18 protein-coding genes are annotated in these 16251 nt (G+C 56.1%); 8 read left to right on the top strand and 10 right to left on the bottom strand.

From position 1 onward, the window contains the following. Positions 1-25 precede the first annotated feature (25 nt). Positions 26-889, bottom strand: coding sequence for a 16S rRNA (cytidine(1402)-2'-O)-methyltransferase (gene rsmI / locus FD428_RS02805; RefSeq protein ID WP_047461036.1), 864 nt, complete (start codon positions 887-889; stop codon positions 26-28). Between the two features lie 62 nt (positions 890-951). On the opposite strand from rsmI, the gene FD428_RS02800 reads away from it, so the two are divergent. Genes FD428_RS02800 through dolP form a run of 4 tightly spaced genes read left to right on the top strand, consistent with a single transcriptional unit; the run spans position 952 to position 4546 of the window. Beyond that, on the top strand, positions 952-2997 hold the full coding sequence (locus tag FD428_RS02800; RefSeq protein ID WP_114848363.1) for a penicillin-binding protein activator: 2046 nt from the start codon (positions 952-954) through the stop codon (positions 2995-2997). Further along, entirely contained in the window at positions 2955-3350 is a 396-nt protein-coding gene (locus FD428_RS02795) for a YraN family protein (RefSeq protein ID WP_047461029.1), read from the top strand. Before FD428_RS02800 ends, FD428_RS02795 begins: the two co-directional genes overlap by 43 nt. Positions 3351-3370: 20 nt before the next feature. Further along, complete coding sequence (gene diaA, locus FD428_RS02790; protein ID WP_012135279.1) at positions 3371-3961, top strand: DnaA initiator-associating protein DiaA; 591 nt, start codon at positions 3371-3373, stop codon at positions 3959-3961. A 9-nt stretch (positions 3962-3970) separates the two neighbouring features. Continuing rightward, the gene (gene dolP, locus FD428_RS02785; protein ID WP_012135280.1) at positions 3971-4546 is read left to right on the top strand and encodes a division/outer membrane stress-associated lipid-binding lipoprotein; all 576 of its coding nucleotides are present in this window, start codon (positions 3971-3973) and stop codon (positions 4544-4546) included. Between the two features lie 179 nt (positions 4547-4725). Here dolP and FD428_RS02780 read toward each other — a convergent pair whose 3' ends face one another. The 3 genes from FD428_RS02780 to FD428_RS02770 all read right to left on the bottom strand — a co-directional run bounded on the left by FD428_RS02780 (position 4726) and on the right by FD428_RS02770 (position 7062). Next, the gene (locus FD428_RS02780; protein WP_114848364.1) at positions 4726-5763 is read right to left on the bottom strand and encodes a permease; all 1038 of its coding nucleotides are present in this window, start codon (positions 5761-5763) and stop codon (positions 4726-4728) included. A 190-nt stretch (positions 5764-5953) separates the two neighbouring features. Next, on the bottom strand, positions 5954-6589 hold the full coding sequence (locus FD428_RS02775; protein ID WP_114848365.1) for an NAD(P)H-binding protein: 636 nt from the start codon (positions 6587-6589) through the stop codon (positions 5954-5956). Positions 6590-6621: 32 nt separating this feature from the next. Then, the gene (locus FD428_RS02770; protein ID WP_012135284.1) at positions 6622-7062 is read right to left on the bottom strand and encodes a YhbP family protein; all 441 of its coding nucleotides are present in this window, start codon (positions 7060-7062) and stop codon (positions 6622-6624) included. A 52-nt stretch (positions 7063-7114) separates the two neighbouring features. On the opposite strand from FD428_RS02770, the gene FD428_RS02765 reads away from it, so the two are divergent. Further along, positions 7115-7417 carry a GIY-YIG nuclease family protein gene (locus FD428_RS02765; RefSeq protein WP_024130980.1) on the top strand — a complete coding sequence of 101 codons (303 nt, stop codon included), beginning with the start codon at positions 7115-7117 and terminating at the stop codon, positions 7415-7417. Here FD428_RS02765 and FD428_RS02760 read toward each other — a convergent pair. Together FD428_RS02760 and FD428_RS02755 are read right to left on the bottom strand one after the other, a co-directional pair. Further along, positions 7404-7907, bottom strand: a complete 504-nt coding sequence (locus FD428_RS02760; RefSeq protein WP_012135286.1) for a GNAT family N-acetyltransferase — start codon at positions 7905-7907, stop codon at positions 7404-7406. The genes FD428_RS02765 and FD428_RS02760 overlap by 14 nt on opposite strands. Beyond that, positions 7901-8425, bottom strand: coding sequence for an SCP2 domain-containing protein (locus FD428_RS02755; protein WP_024130981.1), 525 nt, complete (start codon positions 8423-8425; stop codon positions 7901-7903). The genes FD428_RS02760 and FD428_RS02755 overlap by 7 nt, the downstream gene beginning before the upstream one ends. A 220-nt stretch (positions 8426-8645) precedes the next feature. Here FD428_RS02755 and FD428_RS02750 point away from each other — a divergent pair, with 220 nt between their 5' ends. The 3 genes from FD428_RS02750 (at position 8646) to FD428_RS02740 (ending at position 11721) form a co-directional block, all read left to right on the top strand. Then, on the top strand, positions 8646-9641 hold the full coding sequence (locus FD428_RS02750) for a peptidase U32 family protein (protein ID WP_047461020.1): 996 nt from the start codon (positions 8646-8648) through the stop codon (positions 9639-9641). Positions 9642-9649: 8 nt separating this feature from the next. Then, positions 9650-10528, top strand: coding sequence for a U32 family peptidase (locus FD428_RS02745; protein WP_114848366.1), 879 nt, complete (start codon positions 9650-9652; stop codon positions 10526-10528). A 185-nt stretch (positions 10529-10713) separates the two neighbouring features. Then, positions 10714-11721: an LLM class flavin-dependent oxidoreductase gene (locus FD428_RS02740; RefSeq protein WP_012135293.1), complete on the top strand. Its 1008-nt coding sequence runs from the start codon at positions 10714-10716 to the stop codon at positions 11719-11721. 90 nt (positions 11722-11811) lie between these two features. Here FD428_RS02740 and mtr read toward each other — a convergent pair whose 3' ends face one another. From mtr to nlpI, 4 genes are all read right to left on the bottom strand, one after another. Beyond that, positions 11812-13056, bottom strand: a complete 1245-nt coding sequence (mtr, locus tag FD428_RS02735; protein ID WP_114848367.1) for a tryptophan permease — start codon at positions 13054-13056, stop codon at positions 11812-11814. Positions 13057-13209: 153 nt separating this feature from the next. Beyond that, positions 13210-15108: an ATP-dependent RNA helicase DeaD gene (gene deaD / locus FD428_RS02730; protein ID WP_024130983.1), complete on the bottom strand. Its 1899-nt coding sequence runs from the start codon at positions 15106-15108 to the stop codon at positions 13210-13212. Next, positions 15101-15181, bottom strand: a complete 81-nt coding sequence (gene yrbN, locus FD428_RS02725; RefSeq protein ID WP_010723222.1) for a protein YrbN — start codon at positions 15179-15181, stop codon at positions 15101-15103. Before yrbN ends, deaD begins: the two co-directional genes overlap by 8 nt. 105 nt (positions 15182-15286) lie before the next feature. Next, on the bottom strand, positions 15287-16171 hold the full coding sequence (gene nlpI / locus FD428_RS02720) for a lipoprotein NlpI (RefSeq protein ID WP_012135296.1): 885 nt from the start codon (positions 16169-16171) through the stop codon (positions 15287-15289). Positions 16172-16251 lie beyond the last annotated feature (80 nt).

Here is a 16251-nt window from a genome sequence, read left to right as displayed (position 1 = left end):
AATGGCGGCCGCCCGACTTTCACACTTACTCCCCCTGCTGCTCCAGCGCATACTTATACAGCGCGTTCTTTTTCACGCCGTGGATTTCGGCGGCAAGAGCGGCGGCCTTTTTCAGCGGTAGTTCCGCCTGTAACAACGCCAGCGTTCGCAGCGCGTCGGCGGGAAGCGCATCGTCCTGGGCTTTGTGCCCTTCGACAATCAGTACCATTTCCCCCTTGCGGCGGTTTTCGTCCTCTTTCACCCATGCCAGCAGTTCGCCGACCGGCGCGCCGTAAATGGTCTCCCAGGTTTTGGTCAGCTCACGCGCCAGCACCACGTAGCGAGATTCTCCCCACACGGCGACCATATCTTCCAGGCTGTCCAGCAAGCGGTGTGTGGATTCATAAAAAATCAGCGTCCGTGGTTCTGCTTCAATCGCTTTCAGCGCATCACGGCGGCCTTTCGATTTAGCGGGCAGAAAACCTTCATAGCAAAAACGATCGGACGGCAACCCGGCGGCGCTCAGCGCGGCAATCGCGGCGCACGGCCCCGGCAACGGAACCACACGGATGCCAGCTTCACGACAGGTGCGCACCAGATGGTAACCCGGATCATTGATCAATGGCGTTCCGGCATCAGAAACCAGCGCAATGTTCTGCCCCTCTTTTAGCTTCGCCACCAGCGTCTCGGCTTTTTGCTGCTCATTGTGGTCATGTAAAGCGAACAAACGGGCGTTAATCGCGAAGTGTTGTAACAATAGCCCGGTATGACGAGTGTCTTCAGCGGCAATTAAATCAACGGCTTGCAAAACTTCGAGCGCTCGTTGGGTAATATCAGCCAAATTCCCGATAGGAGTAGGTACAATATAGAGTTGGCCCTGAGAATTATCCGCCGATTCGTTTTGTTTCATTGTGTCGTCCGTATTGCCGATTTAATATTGAGCATTGCGTAAAAAATATCACTGGATACAGTATGGTACCCTCAACATTTTCTCGTTTGAAAGCCGCGCGCGCGCTGCCTGTCATTCTGGCAGCATTGATTTTCGCGGGCTGTGGCACCCAGGCGCCGGATCAAAGTGCTGCCCATATGCAGGGCACGGCACAAGCTGATTCCGGCTTTTATCTGCAACAAATGCAGCAAAGTTCAGATGATAGCAAGACCAACTGGCAATTACTCGCCATTCGTGCACTGCTGAAAGAAGGCAAAAGCCAGCATGCCATCGAATTATTCAACCAGTTGCCGCAAAACCTGAACGATGCGCAGCGTCGCGAACAGTCGCTGCTGGCGGTTGAGATCAAACTGGCGCAGAAAGATATCGCCGGCGCGCAGGCGCTGCTGGAAAAACTCACTCCGGCTGATTTGGATCAGAACCAACAGGCGCGTTACTGGCAGGCGAGAATTGATGCCAGCCAGGGCCGCCCTTCTCTTTCACTGCTGCGCGCGTTAATCGCCCAGGAGCCGCTGCTGTCTGCAAAAGACAAGCAGAAGAACATGGACGCCACCTGGCAAGCGCTCTCCTCTATGACCCAGGAACAGGCTCAGGCGCTGGTCATTAACGCCGATGAAAACGTCCTGCAAGGCTGGCTGGATTTACAGCGTGTCTGGTTCGATAACCGTAACGACCCGGACATGATGAAAGCCGGGATTGCTGACTGGCAAAAACGCTACCCGCAAAACCCAGGGGCAAAACTGCTGCCTACACAACTGGTCAATGTGCAAAGCTTTAAACCGGCTTCCACCAGCAAAATCGCCCTGCTGCTGCCGCTGAACGGCCAGGCCGCCATTTTTGGCCGCACCATTCAGCAAGGTTTTGAAGCGGCGAAAAATCTGGGGACGCAACCGGTGGACGCGCAGCCTGCCACTGTGCCTGTCGCGGAACCGACAGCGCCGGCAGAACCTGCCCAGCCGCAAGCCGCTGACGGCGTCGCCAGCCCTTCCCAGGCGGCGGTGAACGATTTAACCGGCGACGAACAAACGCAGCCCGTCGAGCAACCGGTAAGCGCCCCGGCGCAGACCGCTACGGCGAGCGCGCCGGCCAACCCTTCCGCTGAACTGAAAATCTACGACACCACCTCTCAACCGCTGGATCAGATCCTCACGCAGGTTCAGCAGGACGGCGCCAGCATTGTTGTCGGGCCGCTGCTGAAAAATAACGTTGAAGAGCTGATCAAAAGCAATACGCCGCTGAATGTCCTGGCGCTTAATCAGCCTGAGAAGGTGCAGAACCACGCCAATATTTGCTACTTTGCCCTCTCACCTGAAGACGAAGCCCGCGACGCGGCGCATCATATTCACGACCAGGGTAAACAAAATCCGCTGTTGTTGATTCCACGCAGCGGGCTGGGCGATCGCGTGGCGAACGCTTTCGCTCAGGAGTGGCAGAAGCTGGGCGGCGGCACGGTGTTGCAGCAGAAATTCGGTTCTACCGCTGAGCTGAGAATGGGCGTCAACGGCGGCTCCGGCATTGCCCTGACGGGCAGCCCTGTCGCCGCCAGCCAGCCCTCACAGCCGGGCGTCACCATTGGCGGCCTGACGATTCCAGCACCGCCGACAGACGCGCAGATCACTGGCGGCGGCGGTCGCGTTGACGCGGTCTACATTCTGGCGACGCCGGAAGAGATCGGGTTTATTAAACCGATGATCGCCATGCGTAACGGCAGCCAAAGCGGCGCAACGCTGTACGCCAGCTCGCGCAGCGCGCAGGGCACTTCCGGCCCCGACTTCCGTCTGGAGATGGAAGGCTTGCAGTACAGCGAGATCCCAATGCTGGCCGGTAGCAACATGCCGTTAATGCAGCAGGCGCTCGGCGCCGTACGCAACGACTACTCCCTTGCCCGTATGTACGCGATGGGCGTAGACGCGTGGTCGCTGGCGAACCACTTCTCGCAGATGCGCCAGGTGCCGGGTTTCGAAATTAACGGTAATACCGGGGCGTTAACCGCCACACAGGATTGCGTGATTAACAGGAAGTTATCATGGCTCAAATACCAGCAAGGGCAAATCGTCCCCGCCAGTTAACGAGTAAACAGACCGGCGACGTGTGGGAAGCCGCCGCACGCCGCTGGCTGGAGAGCAAGGGACTGCGTTTTGTTGCCGCCAACGTGCGTGAGCGCGGCGGCGAAATCGATCTGATAATGCGTGACGGAAAAACCACGGTCTTTGTTGAGGTTCGTTATCGCCGCTCGGCACAGTTTGGCGGCGCGGCCGCCAGTGTGACCTGGAGCAAACAACACAAATTATTACAGACCGCCCGCTTGTGGCTTGCTCGCCACAATGGGAGTTTTGATACTGTGGATTGCCGGTTCGATGTGTTAGCCTTCACCGGAAATGATGTTGAGTGGTTTAAGGATGCCTTTAACGACCGCTCATAATTGAAGATTTAAGGATTAGCGTGCTCGATAGAATTAAAGTCTGCTTTACAGAAAGCATTCAAACGCAAATTGCTGCGGCAGAAGCTCTCCCGGATGCAATTTCCCGTGCCGCCATGACGCTGGTTCACTCCCTGCTCAACGGCAACAAAATTCTCTGTTGTGGTAATGGTACTTCCGCCGCCAACGCACAGCATTTTGCTGCCAGCATGATCAACCGTTTTGAAACAGAACGTCCCAGTTTACCCGCTATTGCACTTAATACCGATAATGTGGTCTTAACAGCGATTGCCAACGATCGCCTGCATGATGAAATCTATGCAAAACAGGTCCGTGCGCTGGGCCATGCCGGTGATGTTTTATTGGCGATTTCTACGCGTGGCAACAGTCGCGATATCGTTAAGGCCGTTGAGGCCGCCGTCACTCGGGATATGACCATTGTGGCGTTGACAGGCTATGACGGGGGCGAGCTGGCCGGGTTATTAGGGCCGCAGGATGTTGAAATCCGTATTCCCTCGCACCACAGCGCGCGCATTCAGGAAATGCATATGCTGACGGTAAACTGCTTGTGCGATTTGATCGACAACACGCTTTTCCCTCACCAGGATGATTAAGGAGTACATATGAAGGCATTTTCGCCACTCGCAGTCCTTATTTCTGCGTTGCTGTTGCAAGGTTGCGTCGCTGCCGCGGTGGTTGGAACCGCCGCTGTGGGTACGAAAGCCGCAACCGATCCACGTAGCGTTGGCACCCAGGTGGATGACGGAACCCTGGAGCTGCGCGTAAACAGCGCGCTGTCGAAAGACGAACAAATCAAGAAAGAAGCGCGCATCAACGTAACGGCGTATCAGGGCAAGGTATTACTGGTGGGTCAGTCGCCGAATAGCGAACTCTCCTCGCGGGCAAAACAGATTGCGATGGGTGTCGATGGGGCGACGGAAGTGTATAACGAAATCCGCCAGGGCCAGCCGATTGGTCTTGGGACGGCTTCGAACGATACCTGGATCACCACCAAAGTGCGTTCGCAGCTGTTGACCAGCGATCAGGTGAAATCGTCCAACGTAAAAGTGACGACCGAAAATGGCGAGGTTTTCCTGTTGGGTCTGGTCACCGAGCGTGAATCAAAAGCCGCTGCGGACATCGCCAGCCGGGTCAGCGGTGTGAAACGCGTCACCACCGCCTTTACGTTTATCAAATAACCCGCCGTTTTAGCCGGATGGCGGCTAACGCCTTATCCGGCCTACGGGAAGTACCATTTGTAGGCCCGGTAAGCGCCAGCGCCATCGGGCATTGAGCCGGATGGCGGCTTCGCCTTATCCGGCCTACAGAGAAGCACTTACGTAGGCCGGGCAAGCGAAGCGCCCCCGGCATTGCCACTTCACACCAGCGCAATACTTCCCACTATCACCCCAGAAATCGCCACCAGTACGCCTGTAAGCCACAACGCTTTTGCCGGGAAGGCTTTACGCAGCATAATCAGCGACGGCAGACTCACCGCCGGCAAGGTCATCAGCAGCGCCAGAGCAGGCGCGGTTCCCATTCCTGCCAGCATCATCGTTTGTACAATCGGAATCTCTGCGGCGGTAGGGATCACAAACAGGCATCCCGCGACGGCCATCGCAATAACCCACATCAGCGTATTATCAACTGCGCCATCGGCATGCGGGAACAGCCAGACGCGCGCCGCGCCTAATACCAGTACCGCCAGGATATAAACCGGGATCGTACTCCAGAACAGCGCCCACAATGCTTTTCCCCAGCGAGCAAAGAATCCGCCCTGCGGTTCAGATACGGCGATCTCCTGAGGAATGTCTACCTGCGGCGACTCTTTCACCCATTTCTGCACCAGCGTCGCCACCACCAGCACCATCGCCAGCCCGGCAACCAGACGAATAGCCGCAAAATGCCAGCCGAGCACAAAGCCCATAAACACCAGCGTTGCCGGATTCAGTAACGGATTACCCATCCAGAACGCCAGCGCGCCGCCCATAGAAACCTGCTGGCGACGCATTCCCGCCGCCACCGGCGCGGCGCAGCAGGTACACATCATGCCTGGCAGCGAGAACAGGGTGCCAAACAGCGTGCCGCGAAAACGCGACTGCCCCAGCGTACGTAGCAGCCAGTCGCGCGGGATCAACACCTGAATCAGCGAACCGAGGATCACCCCCAGCACCGCCGCCTTCCAGACCGCGATAAAATAGATCATCGCGTAGTCCCAGGCAGCTCGCCACGGGTTCGCATCCGCCTGCGCCAGAATAGATTTACCGATACTGTGCGTTTCCGCAGCCGTGAAGGCTTTGCCGTAATAAGGCTGCCATTTCACATACCAGAGGCCAACGATAACGACGAGAAAGAAGAGTGCGGGTTTCCACCATTGAAATGGCGTCACCGCCTGAGATGAAGACTGACCAGCCATAGCATTCCCCAGGAAGTTATTGAGATAATTAAGCCCGTGAATACTACGCCTTTGGGAAATGTTTGGAAACGTCGTTTTTTATTGGATGGGGGCAAAATGCCCGGTGGCGCTCGCGCTTATCGGGCCTGGAGAACGCCACGAAATCCCATGTCGGATAAGGCGTTAGCCACCATCCGGCAGTGAACAGATGCTATAACGCCCTTTCCCGCAACTGGGATGAGGTCAGGATGGTAACGCCTTCTTGCTCCGGTGCCAGAGCCTCCTCCAGCATCGCACGCGCCACATCTCTGGCGTCGATGGATTTCCAGTTACCCGGCAGCAGCCGGAACAGCGGCGCAAACAGCGTTTCATTCATCCGGTGTTTAGCTCTGTCGCCAAGCAACATGGAGGGACGCGCAATCGTCAGGCGCGGCCATTGCTGGGCGATTAACGCCTCTTCCATTTCACCTTTGACCCGGTTATAGAAAAACGGCGATCGCGCATTTGCGCCCATTGCGCTCACGACCAGCATATGTCGGGCGCCCATCCGCCGCCCCGTCAGCGCGGTATCCACCACCAGCGTATAATCCGCATGAATAAACGCCTCTTTGCTTCCGGCCTCGCGGCGAGTCGTTCCCAGACAGCAAAAAACAATGTCCACCGGATCGGTCACCTGCGCCAGCGCATCGGTCAGTTGAGGATCGTGAGGATTATAAACGCCGACCATATCCGCCAGAGGGCGGCGTGTGGGCGCGGCTATCGAATGAATCCGGGGTTCATTAAGCAACATCCGCAGGAGGTGTCCTCCCACCAGCCCCGTCGCCCCTGTAATTAACACCTGAGTCATCACGCGCTCCATAACCTCAACCATTCATCTAACTATAGGCTACGGATCGGGCTGCGTAGCCAGTGCATTTTTTTGCCAAATCCCAACGTGTTGTCAGTGAATTTGATTTCATCCAGGCGGATTTCCCATACTGGCGCAGGCAGCATTCTGGCGACAGGAAAGCGGCGGAGATAGGCCTGACGCGCCGCATCGCTTTCCTCTCCCTCAAGCTTGCGGATCTCCCCTTTAAACTGTATTCCGCGAATCCGCGCCACCGTTTTCGGCTGGCCGTTGACCGTTCCGGCAACGGGCGCGCGCGGGCCGGACATCTGCGCATGGCGCGTTTTCTCTTCCGTGAGTACATAAAACGCAACCTTTTGCGCATCAAACAGATAAAACGCGTTTGCGCACCAGAGTTCGCCCTCATGCTGAACGCACCAGGTGACCACATGCTGCTTTGCCAGCCAGCGGCTTATCGCGGTGAGTGTTTCCATCGTTATTCTCTCTTATACTGGGCATCTGAAAATTAACACGCTAATGGTCATGATGACACCCTGGTATCTGTATCTGATCCGCACCGCAGACAATGCCCTCTACACCGGGATTACGACCGATGTAGCGCGTCGCTATAAGCAGCATCAAAGTGGTAAAGGCGCAAAAGCGTTGCGCGGAAAAGGGGAACTCACCCTGGCGTTTTCGGCGCAGGTCGGCGAGCGCTCGCTTGCCCTGCGCATGGAGTATCGCATCAAGAGACTCACAAAGCGCCAGAAGGAGCGACTCGTGACAGAAGGTGAAGGGTTTGAGGCGCTACTGGCCAGCCTGCAAACCCCAACGCTTAAAAGCGATTGAAATGGTCGTGGTATTCCACCAGGCCCGTCACGCCGTCCAGCGCATCTTCCGCCAGGCGGTGTACCTGGAAAGCGCTTTCGGTGCCCGGCCAGCGGCAATGAAGATCGTAATGCGCCGCCAGTTCAAAGCCGAAACGGCTGTACAATGCCGGCTCGCCCAGCGTGACGACCGCCGCATAGCCAAACTCGTTGAGTGAATCCAGTCCTTCGTAGACCAGTTGGCGCGCAAGCCCTTGTCCACGGTAGTTTTCATCTACCGCCAACGGCGCCATTCCCACCCATTGCAGGTCTTCACCCTGTACATCGACCGGACTAAACGCCACATAGCCAACCACCTGACCTTCGTCGTCAGTGGCGACCAGACCCAGCGTCAGGAAGCCATCTTCGCGCAGGTCATGCACCAGCTTCGCTTCCGCATCGCTTTCGAACGTGCGGCGCAGCAAAGCGTCGATACCGGGCGCGTCAATGGGAATTTCAACTCGAATCAGCATGGTTCACCTACCGAGGTCTGTTTGGTTTCTGGCGAGGTTTTCATACCCGCCTCAACAAAATCCGCCAGTTGCAGCAGCATAATGCGTAACGCTTTCGGCATCTGCTCCAGTTCGATGGCGTCCATCAGGTTTTTCACATACAGCCCTAACTCTGTATCGCCTTCAATGACCAGACGACGCTGGAAGAAGAGCGTATCAGGGTCCTGCTTACGCGCCGCAATCATCAACAAGTCGCTGGCATCGGCGCTAAAGCTCACGTCGGCCTCAGCGTTCTGACTGACAATCAGTTTGCCGTTCTCAACAGAGGTGTACCATCTGAGGTTAATATCACGCACCGTAATACTTAACCAACGGCCTTCGAGGAACTCAAGCTCCCCATCTGCCAGCGCCTGACGAAATTGCCAGCTCAGAACCTGTTCCAGAACCTGGCGCTTCAGCGCAAAGGGCGTCAGTTTAACCGGAACACTCATCAGAGACGGGCCAAAATGTACTAAGCGTGAACGCAGTTTATCCAACACGAGCTTTACTCCCTGTTTCAATAATCCCGTTATTTTGCCATATCAGATAAACGACATAGCGGCGTAAATCAACAATTCGATACGAAATTGTTACCCAGTTATAGGTGTAACCAATACGCCTTTAACTGCCTTAAATCAAAAATTGTCGCAGCAAGGTTAACTAAAATCTCTCTTCGTTAACAATTTTGCGGCCTGGACGGCGCAACATTCAGGAATAATTATGGAGCTGCTCTGCCCTGCCGGAAATCTCCCGGCGCTTAAGGCGGCCATTGAGAACGGTGCTGATGCCGTTTATATCGGGCTAAAAGATGATACTAACGCCCGTCACTTCGCCGGTCTTAATTTTACTGAGAAAAAATTGCAGGAAGCGGTGAATTACGTCCATCAACATCGCCGTAAACTGCACATCGCGATTAACACGTTTGCACACCCGGATGGATATGTTCGCTGGCAGCGTGCCGTGGATATGGCGGCGCAACTGGGCGCGGATGCGCTGATCCTGGCCGACCTTGCTATGCTTGAGTATGCAGCAGAACGCTATCCGCATATTGAGCGCCATGTCTCTGTTCAGGCATCGGCAACGAATGAAGAAGCAATTAACTTCTACCATCGCAACTTTGACGTTGCGCGCGTCGTCCTGCCGCGCGTGCTTTCCATTCATCAGGTGAAACAGCTCGCCCGCGTCACGCCCGTGCCGCTGGAGGTCTTCGCCTTCGGCAGCCTGTGCATTATGGCGGAAGGCCGTTGCTACCTCTCCTCTTATCTGACGGGTGAATCCCCCAATACCGTTGGCGCCTGCTCTCCGGCCCGCTTCGTGCGCTGGCAACAGACCTCCCAGGGGCTGGAATCGCGCCTGAACGAGGTGCTCATCGACCGCTATCAGGACGGTGAGAACGCCGGTTATCCAACGCTGTGTAAAGGTCGCTATCTGGTTGATGGCGAGCGCTACCACGCGCTGGAAGAACCTACCAGCCTCAACACGCTGGAACTGCTGCCTGACCTGCTGGCGGCGAATATCGCCTCGGTGAAAATTGAAGGACGTCAGCGCAGCCCGGCGTATGTCAGCCAGGTGGCGAAAGTGTGGCGTCAGGCGATCGACCGCTGCATGGCCGACCCGCAAAACTTCGTCCCGCAAAGCGCCTGGATGGAGACGCTTGGCTCCATGTCCGAAGGCACTCAGACCACGCTTGGCGCGTATCACCGTAAATGGCAGTGAGAGAAGCAATGAAATATTCCTTAGGGCCGGTGCTTTACTATTGGCCGAAAGAGACGCTGGAAGCATTTTATCAGCAGGCCGCCACCAGCAGCGCCGACGTGATTTACCTTGGCGAAGCGGTGTGCAGCAAACGCCGCGCCACCAAAGTGGGCGACTGGCTTGATATGGCGAAATCCCTTGCCGGAAGCGGCAAGCAGGTCGTGCTCTCCACGCTGGCGCTGGTACAGGCCGCCTCTGAATTAGGCGAACTAAAACGCTATGTGGAAAACGGCGACTTCCTGCTGGAGGCCAGCGACCTCGGCGTCGTGAATATGTGCGCCGAGCGCAAGCTGCCGTTTGTCGCCGGTCATGCGCTTAACTGCTATAACGCGGTAACGCTGCGTCTGCTGCTTAAACAGGGCATGGTGCGCTGGTGCATGCCGGTCGAGCTTTCCCGCGACTGGCTGGTGAATCTGCTGAACCAGTGCGATGAGCTCGGCATCCGCAATCAGTTTGAAGTGGAAGTGCTGAGCTACGGTCATCTGCCGCTGGCGTACTCCGCCCGCTGTTTTACCGCGCGTTCGGAAGACCGCCCGAAAGACGAGTGTGAAACCTGCTGCATCAAGTACCCGAACGGGCGTAACGTGTTGTCGCAGGAGAATCAGCAGGTGTTCGTGCTTAACGGTATTCAGACCATGAGCGGCTATGTTTATAACCTCGGCAACGAGCTGACCTCCATGCAGGGGCTGGTCGACATTGTGCGCCTTTCCCCGCTGGGTACGGAGACATTCGCCATGCTCGACGCCTTCCGCGCCAATGAAAACGGCAGCGCGCCGTTGCCGCTGGCCGCGCACAGCGACTGCAACGGTTACTGGAAACGCCTGGCCGGTCTGGAACTACAGGTGTAACTGAACCTTGCCGGATGACGGCATAAATGCCTTATCCGGCCTACAATGCGTTTGTAGGCCTGATAAGCGAAGCGCCATCAGGCAGTTGATGTTTGCGCCCCGCCTTATACCGCTCACTTTGTTAACAACGGTAATCAAATTTTAATGCAGTATTAAATGATTCACCGACGACAAAGTGAGCCGTTATGACTGACAAAACCATTCCATTTTCGCTGCTGGATCTGGCACCGATCCCCGAAGGCTCCTCTGCGAAAGAGGCCTTCTCACACTCACTGGATCTCGCCCGTCTGGCAGAGCGGCGCGGCTATCACCGCTACTGGCTGGCGGAACATCACAACATGACCGGTATCGCCAGCGCAGCGACATCGGTGCTGATTGGCTATCTGGCCGCCAATACCACCACATTGCATCTGGGTTCTGGCGGGGTGATGCTCCCCAACCACTCGCCGCTGGTTATCGCCGAGCAGTTCGGTACGCTGAATACGCTCTATCCTGGACGGATTGATCTGGGCCTGGGGCGCGCGCCGGGAAGCGATCAGCGCACCATGATGGCGCTGCGCCGTCATATGAACGGCGATATTGATAATTTCCCGCGCGACGTTGCTGAACTGGTGGACTGGTTCGACGCGCGCGATCCCAATCCGCATGTACGCCCGGTTCCGGGCTATGGCGAGAAGATCCCGGTGTGGCTGCTGGGTTCCAGCCTGTACGGCGCACAGCTGGCGGCGCAGCGTGGTCTACCGTTCGCCTTCGCCTCCCACTTCGCACCCGATATGCTGTTCCAGGCGCTGCATCTCTATCGCACCCAGTTCAAGCCGTCCGCGCGGCTGGAAAAACCGTATGCGATGGTGTGCATCAATATCATCGCCGCTGACAGCAATCGCGATGCGGAATTTCTGTTTACCTCTATGCAGCAGGCGTTTGTGAAACTGCGTCGCGGTGAGACCGGACAGCTACCCGCGCCAATTCAAAATATGGATCAGTTCTGGTCGCCGTCCGAGCAATATGGCGTGCAGCAGGCGCTGAGCATGTCGCTGGTGGGCGATAAAGCCAAAGTACGTCACGGGCTGGAATCTATTCTGCGCGAAACGCAGGCGGATGAGATTATGGTCAACGGGCAGATTTTCGATCATCAGGCGCGGCTGCATTCGTTTGACCTGGCGATGCAGGTGAAAGAAGAGTTGGTGGGGTAGTGCGTTGTTTTGCCCGGTGGCGCTTCGCTTACCGGGCCTACGAGATTGTTCAGGCCGGATAAGGCGTAGCCGCCATCCGGCACAACAAACTTACTGGTACACCGGTAGCAGGTTCACGCTCGACAGAATATGCACCAGCGCGTTGCCGATACCGAATACCAGGATCAGCGCAATCATCGGCTTGCCGCCCCAGACGCGGAATTTCGGGCTGCCGAAGCGTTGGCGTGAAGCTCGCGCCAGCAGAGCCGGAACAATGGCTGCCCAGATGGTTGCCGCCAGCCCCGCATAGCCAATAGCATACAGGAACCCGTTCGGCCACAGCAGACCGCCAATCACCGGCGGCAGGAAAGTCAGCAGCGCAGTTTTGAAGCGCCCCAGCGCCGAATCATCAAAACCAAACAGATCCGCCAGATAGTCAAACAGACCGAGCGTCACGCCGAGGAACGAACTCGCCACCGCAAAGTTAGAGAACACCACCAGCAGCAGATCCAGACTGCGGCTGTTCAGTACGCCGCTCAGCGCCTGTACCAGCACATCAATATTACCGCCCTGCTGCGCAATACCGATAAACGCCGGGCGCGGAATATTACCCATCGTACCCAACAGCCAGATGGTATACAGCACCAGCGCCATCAGCGTACCGTACACCAGGCATTTCACGATGGTACGCGGATCTTTACCGTAATACTTCATCAGGCTTGGTACGTTGCCGTGATAACCAAACGACGCCAGACAAAACGGCAATGTCATCAGCAGGTACGGCGTGTAAGACGCGTTGCTTTCGGCCACGTTAAACAGCGTCGCCGGCGTGACGTGCCCCAGCAGACTGCCGAAGGTCAGAAAGAAGGTGATGACTTTCGCGCCCAGCACAATCGCCGTCATCCGGCTAACCGCTTTCGTACTCAACCAGACGACAAAGGCCACCAGCAACGCAAACGCAAAACCTGCTGCCCGCGCCGGAACGTTCAGCGACATTTCAGCAAAGGTATGATGCAGAATCGAGCCGCTCGCCGAGATATAGGCGTAGGTCAGGATATAGAGCACAAAGGCAATAGAGATCCCATTCACCACGTTCCAGCCTTTACCCAGCAGGTCTTTGGTGATGGTGTCAAAGCTGGAGCCAATCCGGTAGTTGAGGTTGGCTTCGAGGATCATCAGCCCGGAATGCAGCATACAGAACCAGGTAAACACCAACCCCGCCATCGACCAGAAGAACCACGCACCGGACATGACCACCGGCAGGGAGAACATTCCCGCGCCAATAATGGTGCCGCCGATGATCACCACGCCGCCAAGCAGCGAAGGTGACGTTTGGGTGGTGGTTAGTGTTGCCATTCAGCCCTCTCTCCAGTGAATAATATTGCGACTACATTTTATTGTGTCGCACTGTACCAGTACGCGAGTACAAAGGAAATAAAAAAAGCCCCGATCGCAATCATCGGGGCTGTATATTTTACTTTACGGTGCGAGACCGCGATTTAGCGTGAATTACGCATCACCGCCGAAACGACGACGACCGGTGGAGTCGTCACGACGCGGCGCACGGCCTTCACGACGCTCACCGCTGAAACGACGACCATCACCACGGCCACCTTCACGACGTTCGCCGCCAAAACCACGACCGCCTTCACGACGCTCGCCACCGAAGCTACGACCACCGCCACGACGCTCGTTACCGGAATGCGGTTGCGCATCGCCCAGCAGTTGCATGTTCATCGGCTTGTTCAGGATGCGGGTGCGCGTAAAGTGCTGCAACACCTCACCCGGCATACCTTTCGGCAGCTCAATGGTGGAGTGGGAAGCAAACAGCTTGATGTTACCAATGTAACGGCTGCTGATGTCGCCTTCGTTAGCAATCGCGCCAACGATATGACGCACTTCAACACCGTCATCACGGCCCACTTCAATGCGGTACAGCTGCATATCGCCAACGTCACGACGTTCACGACGCGGGCGATCTTCACGATCACCACGATCAGCACGCGGGCCACGATCGTTACGATCGCGCGGACCACGGTCATCACGGTCACGGAATTCACGTTTAGGACGCATCGGCGCATCCGGCGGTACGATCAGCGTGCGTTCGCCCTGCGCCATTTTCAGCAGTGCGGCAGCCAGCGTTTCGAGATCCAGCTCTTCGCCTTCTTCGGTCGGCTGGATTTTCGCCAGCAGCGCGCGGTACTGATCCAGATCGCTGCTTTCCAGCTGCTGCTGAACTTTCGCTGCAAATTTTTCCAGACGGCGTTTGCCCAGCAGTTCTGCGTTCGGCAGTTCCACTTCCGGGATGGTCAGCTTCATGGTGCGTTCAATGTTGCGCAGCAGACGACGCTCGCGGTTCTCAACGAACAGCAGCGCGCGGCCAGCACGACCCGCACGACCGGTACGGCCGATACGGTGAACGTAAGACTCGGAGTCCATCGGGATATCGTAGTTTACAACCAGGCTGATGCGCTCAACGTCCAGGCCACGGGCCGCAACGTCAGTTGCAATCAGGATATCCAGACGACCGTCTTTCAGACGCTCCAGAGTCTGCTCACGCAGCGCCTGGTTCATGTCGCCATTCAGCGCGGCGCTGTTGTAACCGCTACGCTCCAGCGCTTCAGCCACTTCCAGGGTCGCATTTTTAGTACGAACGAAGATAATCGCCGCATCAAAATCTTCAGCTTCCAGGAAACGCACCAGCGCTTCGTTTTTACGCATGCCCCAGACAGTCCAGTAGCTCTGGCTGATGTCAGGACGCGTGGTCACGCTGGACTGAATGCGCACTTCCTGCGGCTCTTTCATAAAGCGGCGGGTAATGCGACGAATCGCTTCCGGCATGGTGGCAGAGAACAGTGCGGTCTGATGACCTTCAGGAATCTGCGCCATGATGGTTTCAACGTCTTCGATGAAGCCCATACGCAGCATTTCGTCGGCTTCGTCCAGCACCAGACCGCTCAGTTTAGAGAGATCCAGCGTGCCGCGTTTTAAGTGATCAAGCAGACGTCCCGGCGTACCGACAACGATCTGCGGCCCTTGACGCAGGGCGCGTAACTGCACGTCATAACGCTGGCCGCCGTACAGGGCAACCACGTTCACGCCGCGCATATGTTTAGAGAAATCCGTCATGGCTTCAGCAACCTGAACCGCCAGTTCGCGGGTCGGTGCCAGCACCAGAATCTGAGGTGCCTTCAGCTCAGGATCAAGATTGTTAAGCAGCGGTAAGGAGAACGCTGCGGTTTTGCCGCTACCGGTCTGGGCCATACCCAGAACATCGCGACCGCCCAGCAGATGCGGGATGCATTCTGCCTGGATTGGAGATGGTTTTTCGTAACCCAGATCGTTAAGGGCGTCAAGGATAGGAGCCTTCAGGCCCAGATCTGCAAAAGTGGTTTCGAATTCAGCCATGTAGTACGTGTGCCTCAAAATTAATGGCGGCCAGTCTACATAACTCATCATGAAATTGATCTGCAATTTTCATTGAAAAGTGTGAACCGGCTCAAAGTAGGTGTATTAACGAACAACAACGCCCTCACCCGTGAAGGTGATGGCAATCAAAAAGATTACGGGCTGATGTGTACGTCAGCTATTGCTGGTCCGATTCTGCCAGGTCATCTTGGTCCTGGCCCAGGAGCGATAATTCCAACAATGCGTATCGGTGCTCAACAAAGTTATGAACGTTGTTAGCCACCGCCAGTTTGAACAATGCCGTAGCGTTGTCCAAATCCCCCAGACTTAGGTAATACTTACCTAAATAGAAGTTGGTTTCACTGAGATGCTCAGCGAGCGAGGTGTTATCCGTTGCGTCCGCCTTCAGGCGTTCCATCAGCGTTGCTTCGCTAATGTTGCCCAGGTAGAACTCGACAATGTTCCATCCCCATTGTTCTTTATCCGATTTCTCGAAGCGTTGCTTTAACGCTTCTTTCGCCTGCTTCTCATCGAGCTTCTGCTCAGCGAGATAAAGCCACAGACTGCGGAAAGGATCATTGGGATCGTCTTGATAAAACGCCAGCAGATCATCTTGCGCTAACTTGTCGCGACCGCCGTAATACAATGCGATACCGCGATTTAAGTACGCGTAGTTGTAAGTTGGATCAAGCTCAAGTACAGAATCAAACGCTTCATAGGCAGCATCAAAATTGCCTGCCTGCGTTAAATAAATGCCTAAGTAATTGAATACTTCAGGCATATCCGGTCGGATTGCCAGCGCTTGTGAAAAATCATTTCGCGCTAATGCCCTCAGACCCAGACTATCATACAACACTCCGCGCTCATATAAAAGCTGTGCGCGTTCGTCATCGGTTAAAGCCCGACTGGCAAGAATTTGTTCCATGCGTGCCAGAATCACTTCCTGCTGCAAAGTCGGTTGCAATGGCACCGCGAGGACTTCACTCTTACGCCAGGCAGAGTTGCTGCATCCTGCCAGCGTGAGTGCTGTCGCAACGAAACACCAGCGCAAAAAAGGCTTCATTTCCCACTCCCGAAGACAACGATTGAATGAACGTCCTGTTCCCCGGTTGCTGACAAGGCGTCCTGCCGGGTCAAAGGCCC

Source organism: Citrobacter sp. TBCP-5362, assembly GCF_005406305.1.
GTDB lineage: Bacteria > Pseudomonadota > Gammaproteobacteria > Enterobacterales > Enterobacteriaceae > Citrobacter_B > Citrobacter_B koseri.
The sequence above is the reverse complement of the archived record's forward strand: the minus strand, read 5'-3'. Positions and strand labels throughout refer to the sequence as shown.

Excerpts from the sequence above, each read along its gene's own strand:
- rsmI (WP_047461036.1), bottom strand. The coding sequence starts at position 889 with ATGAAACAAAACGAATCGGCGGATAATTCTCAGGGCCAACTCTATATT.
- FD428_RS02800 (WP_114848363.1), top strand. The coding sequence starts at position 952 with ATGGTACCCTCAACATTTTCTCGTTTGAAAGCCGCGCGCGCGCTGCCT.
- FD428_RS02795 (WP_047461029.1), top strand. The coding sequence starts at position 2,955 with ATGGCTCAAATACCAGCAAGGGCAAATCGTCCCCGCCAGTTAACGAGT.
- dolP (WP_012135280.1), top strand. The coding sequence starts at position 3,971 with ATGAAGGCATTTTCGCCACTCGCAGTCCTTATTTCTGCGTTGCTGTTG.
- FD428_RS02780 (WP_114848364.1), bottom strand. The coding sequence starts at position 5,763 with ATGGCTGGTCAGTCTTCATCTCAGGCGGTGACGCCATTTCAATGGTGG.
- FD428_RS02775 (WP_114848365.1), bottom strand. The coding sequence starts at position 6,589 with ATGACTCAGGTGTTAATTACAGGGGCGACGGGGCTGGTGGGAGGACAC.
- FD428_RS02770 (WP_012135284.1), bottom strand. The coding sequence starts at position 7,062 with ATGGAAACACTCACCGCGATAAGCCGCTGGCTGGCAAAGCAGCATGTG.
- FD428_RS02765 (WP_024130980.1), top strand. The coding sequence starts at position 7,115 with ATGACACCCTGGTATCTGTATCTGATCCGCACCGCAGACAATGCCCTC.
- FD428_RS02760 (WP_012135286.1), bottom strand. The coding sequence starts at position 7,907 with ATGCTGATTCGAGTTGAAATTCCCATTGACGCGCCCGGTATCGACGCT.
- FD428_RS02750 (WP_047461020.1), top strand. The coding sequence starts at position 8,646 with ATGGAGCTGCTCTGCCCTGCCGGAAATCTCCCGGCGCTTAAGGCGGCC.
- FD428_RS02745 (WP_114848366.1), top strand. The coding sequence starts at position 9,650 with ATGAAATATTCCTTAGGGCCGGTGCTTTACTATTGGCCGAAAGAGACG.
- FD428_RS02740 (WP_012135293.1), top strand. The coding sequence starts at position 10,714 with ATGACTGACAAAACCATTCCATTTTCGCTGCTGGATCTGGCACCGATC.
- mtr (WP_114848367.1), bottom strand. The coding sequence starts at position 13,056 with ATGGCAACACTAACCACCACCCAAACGTCACCTTCGCTGCTTGGCGGC.
- deaD (WP_024130983.1), bottom strand. The coding sequence starts at position 15,108 with ATGGCTGAATTCGAAACCACTTTTGCAGATCTGGGCCTGAAGGCTCCT.
- yrbN (WP_010723222.1), bottom strand. The coding sequence starts at position 15,181 with ATGAAAATTGCAGATCAATTTCATGATGAGTTATGTAGACTGGCCGCC.
- nlpI (WP_012135296.1), bottom strand. The coding sequence starts at position 16,171 with ATGAAGCCTTTTTTGCGCTGGTGTTTCGTTGCGACAGCACTCACGCTG.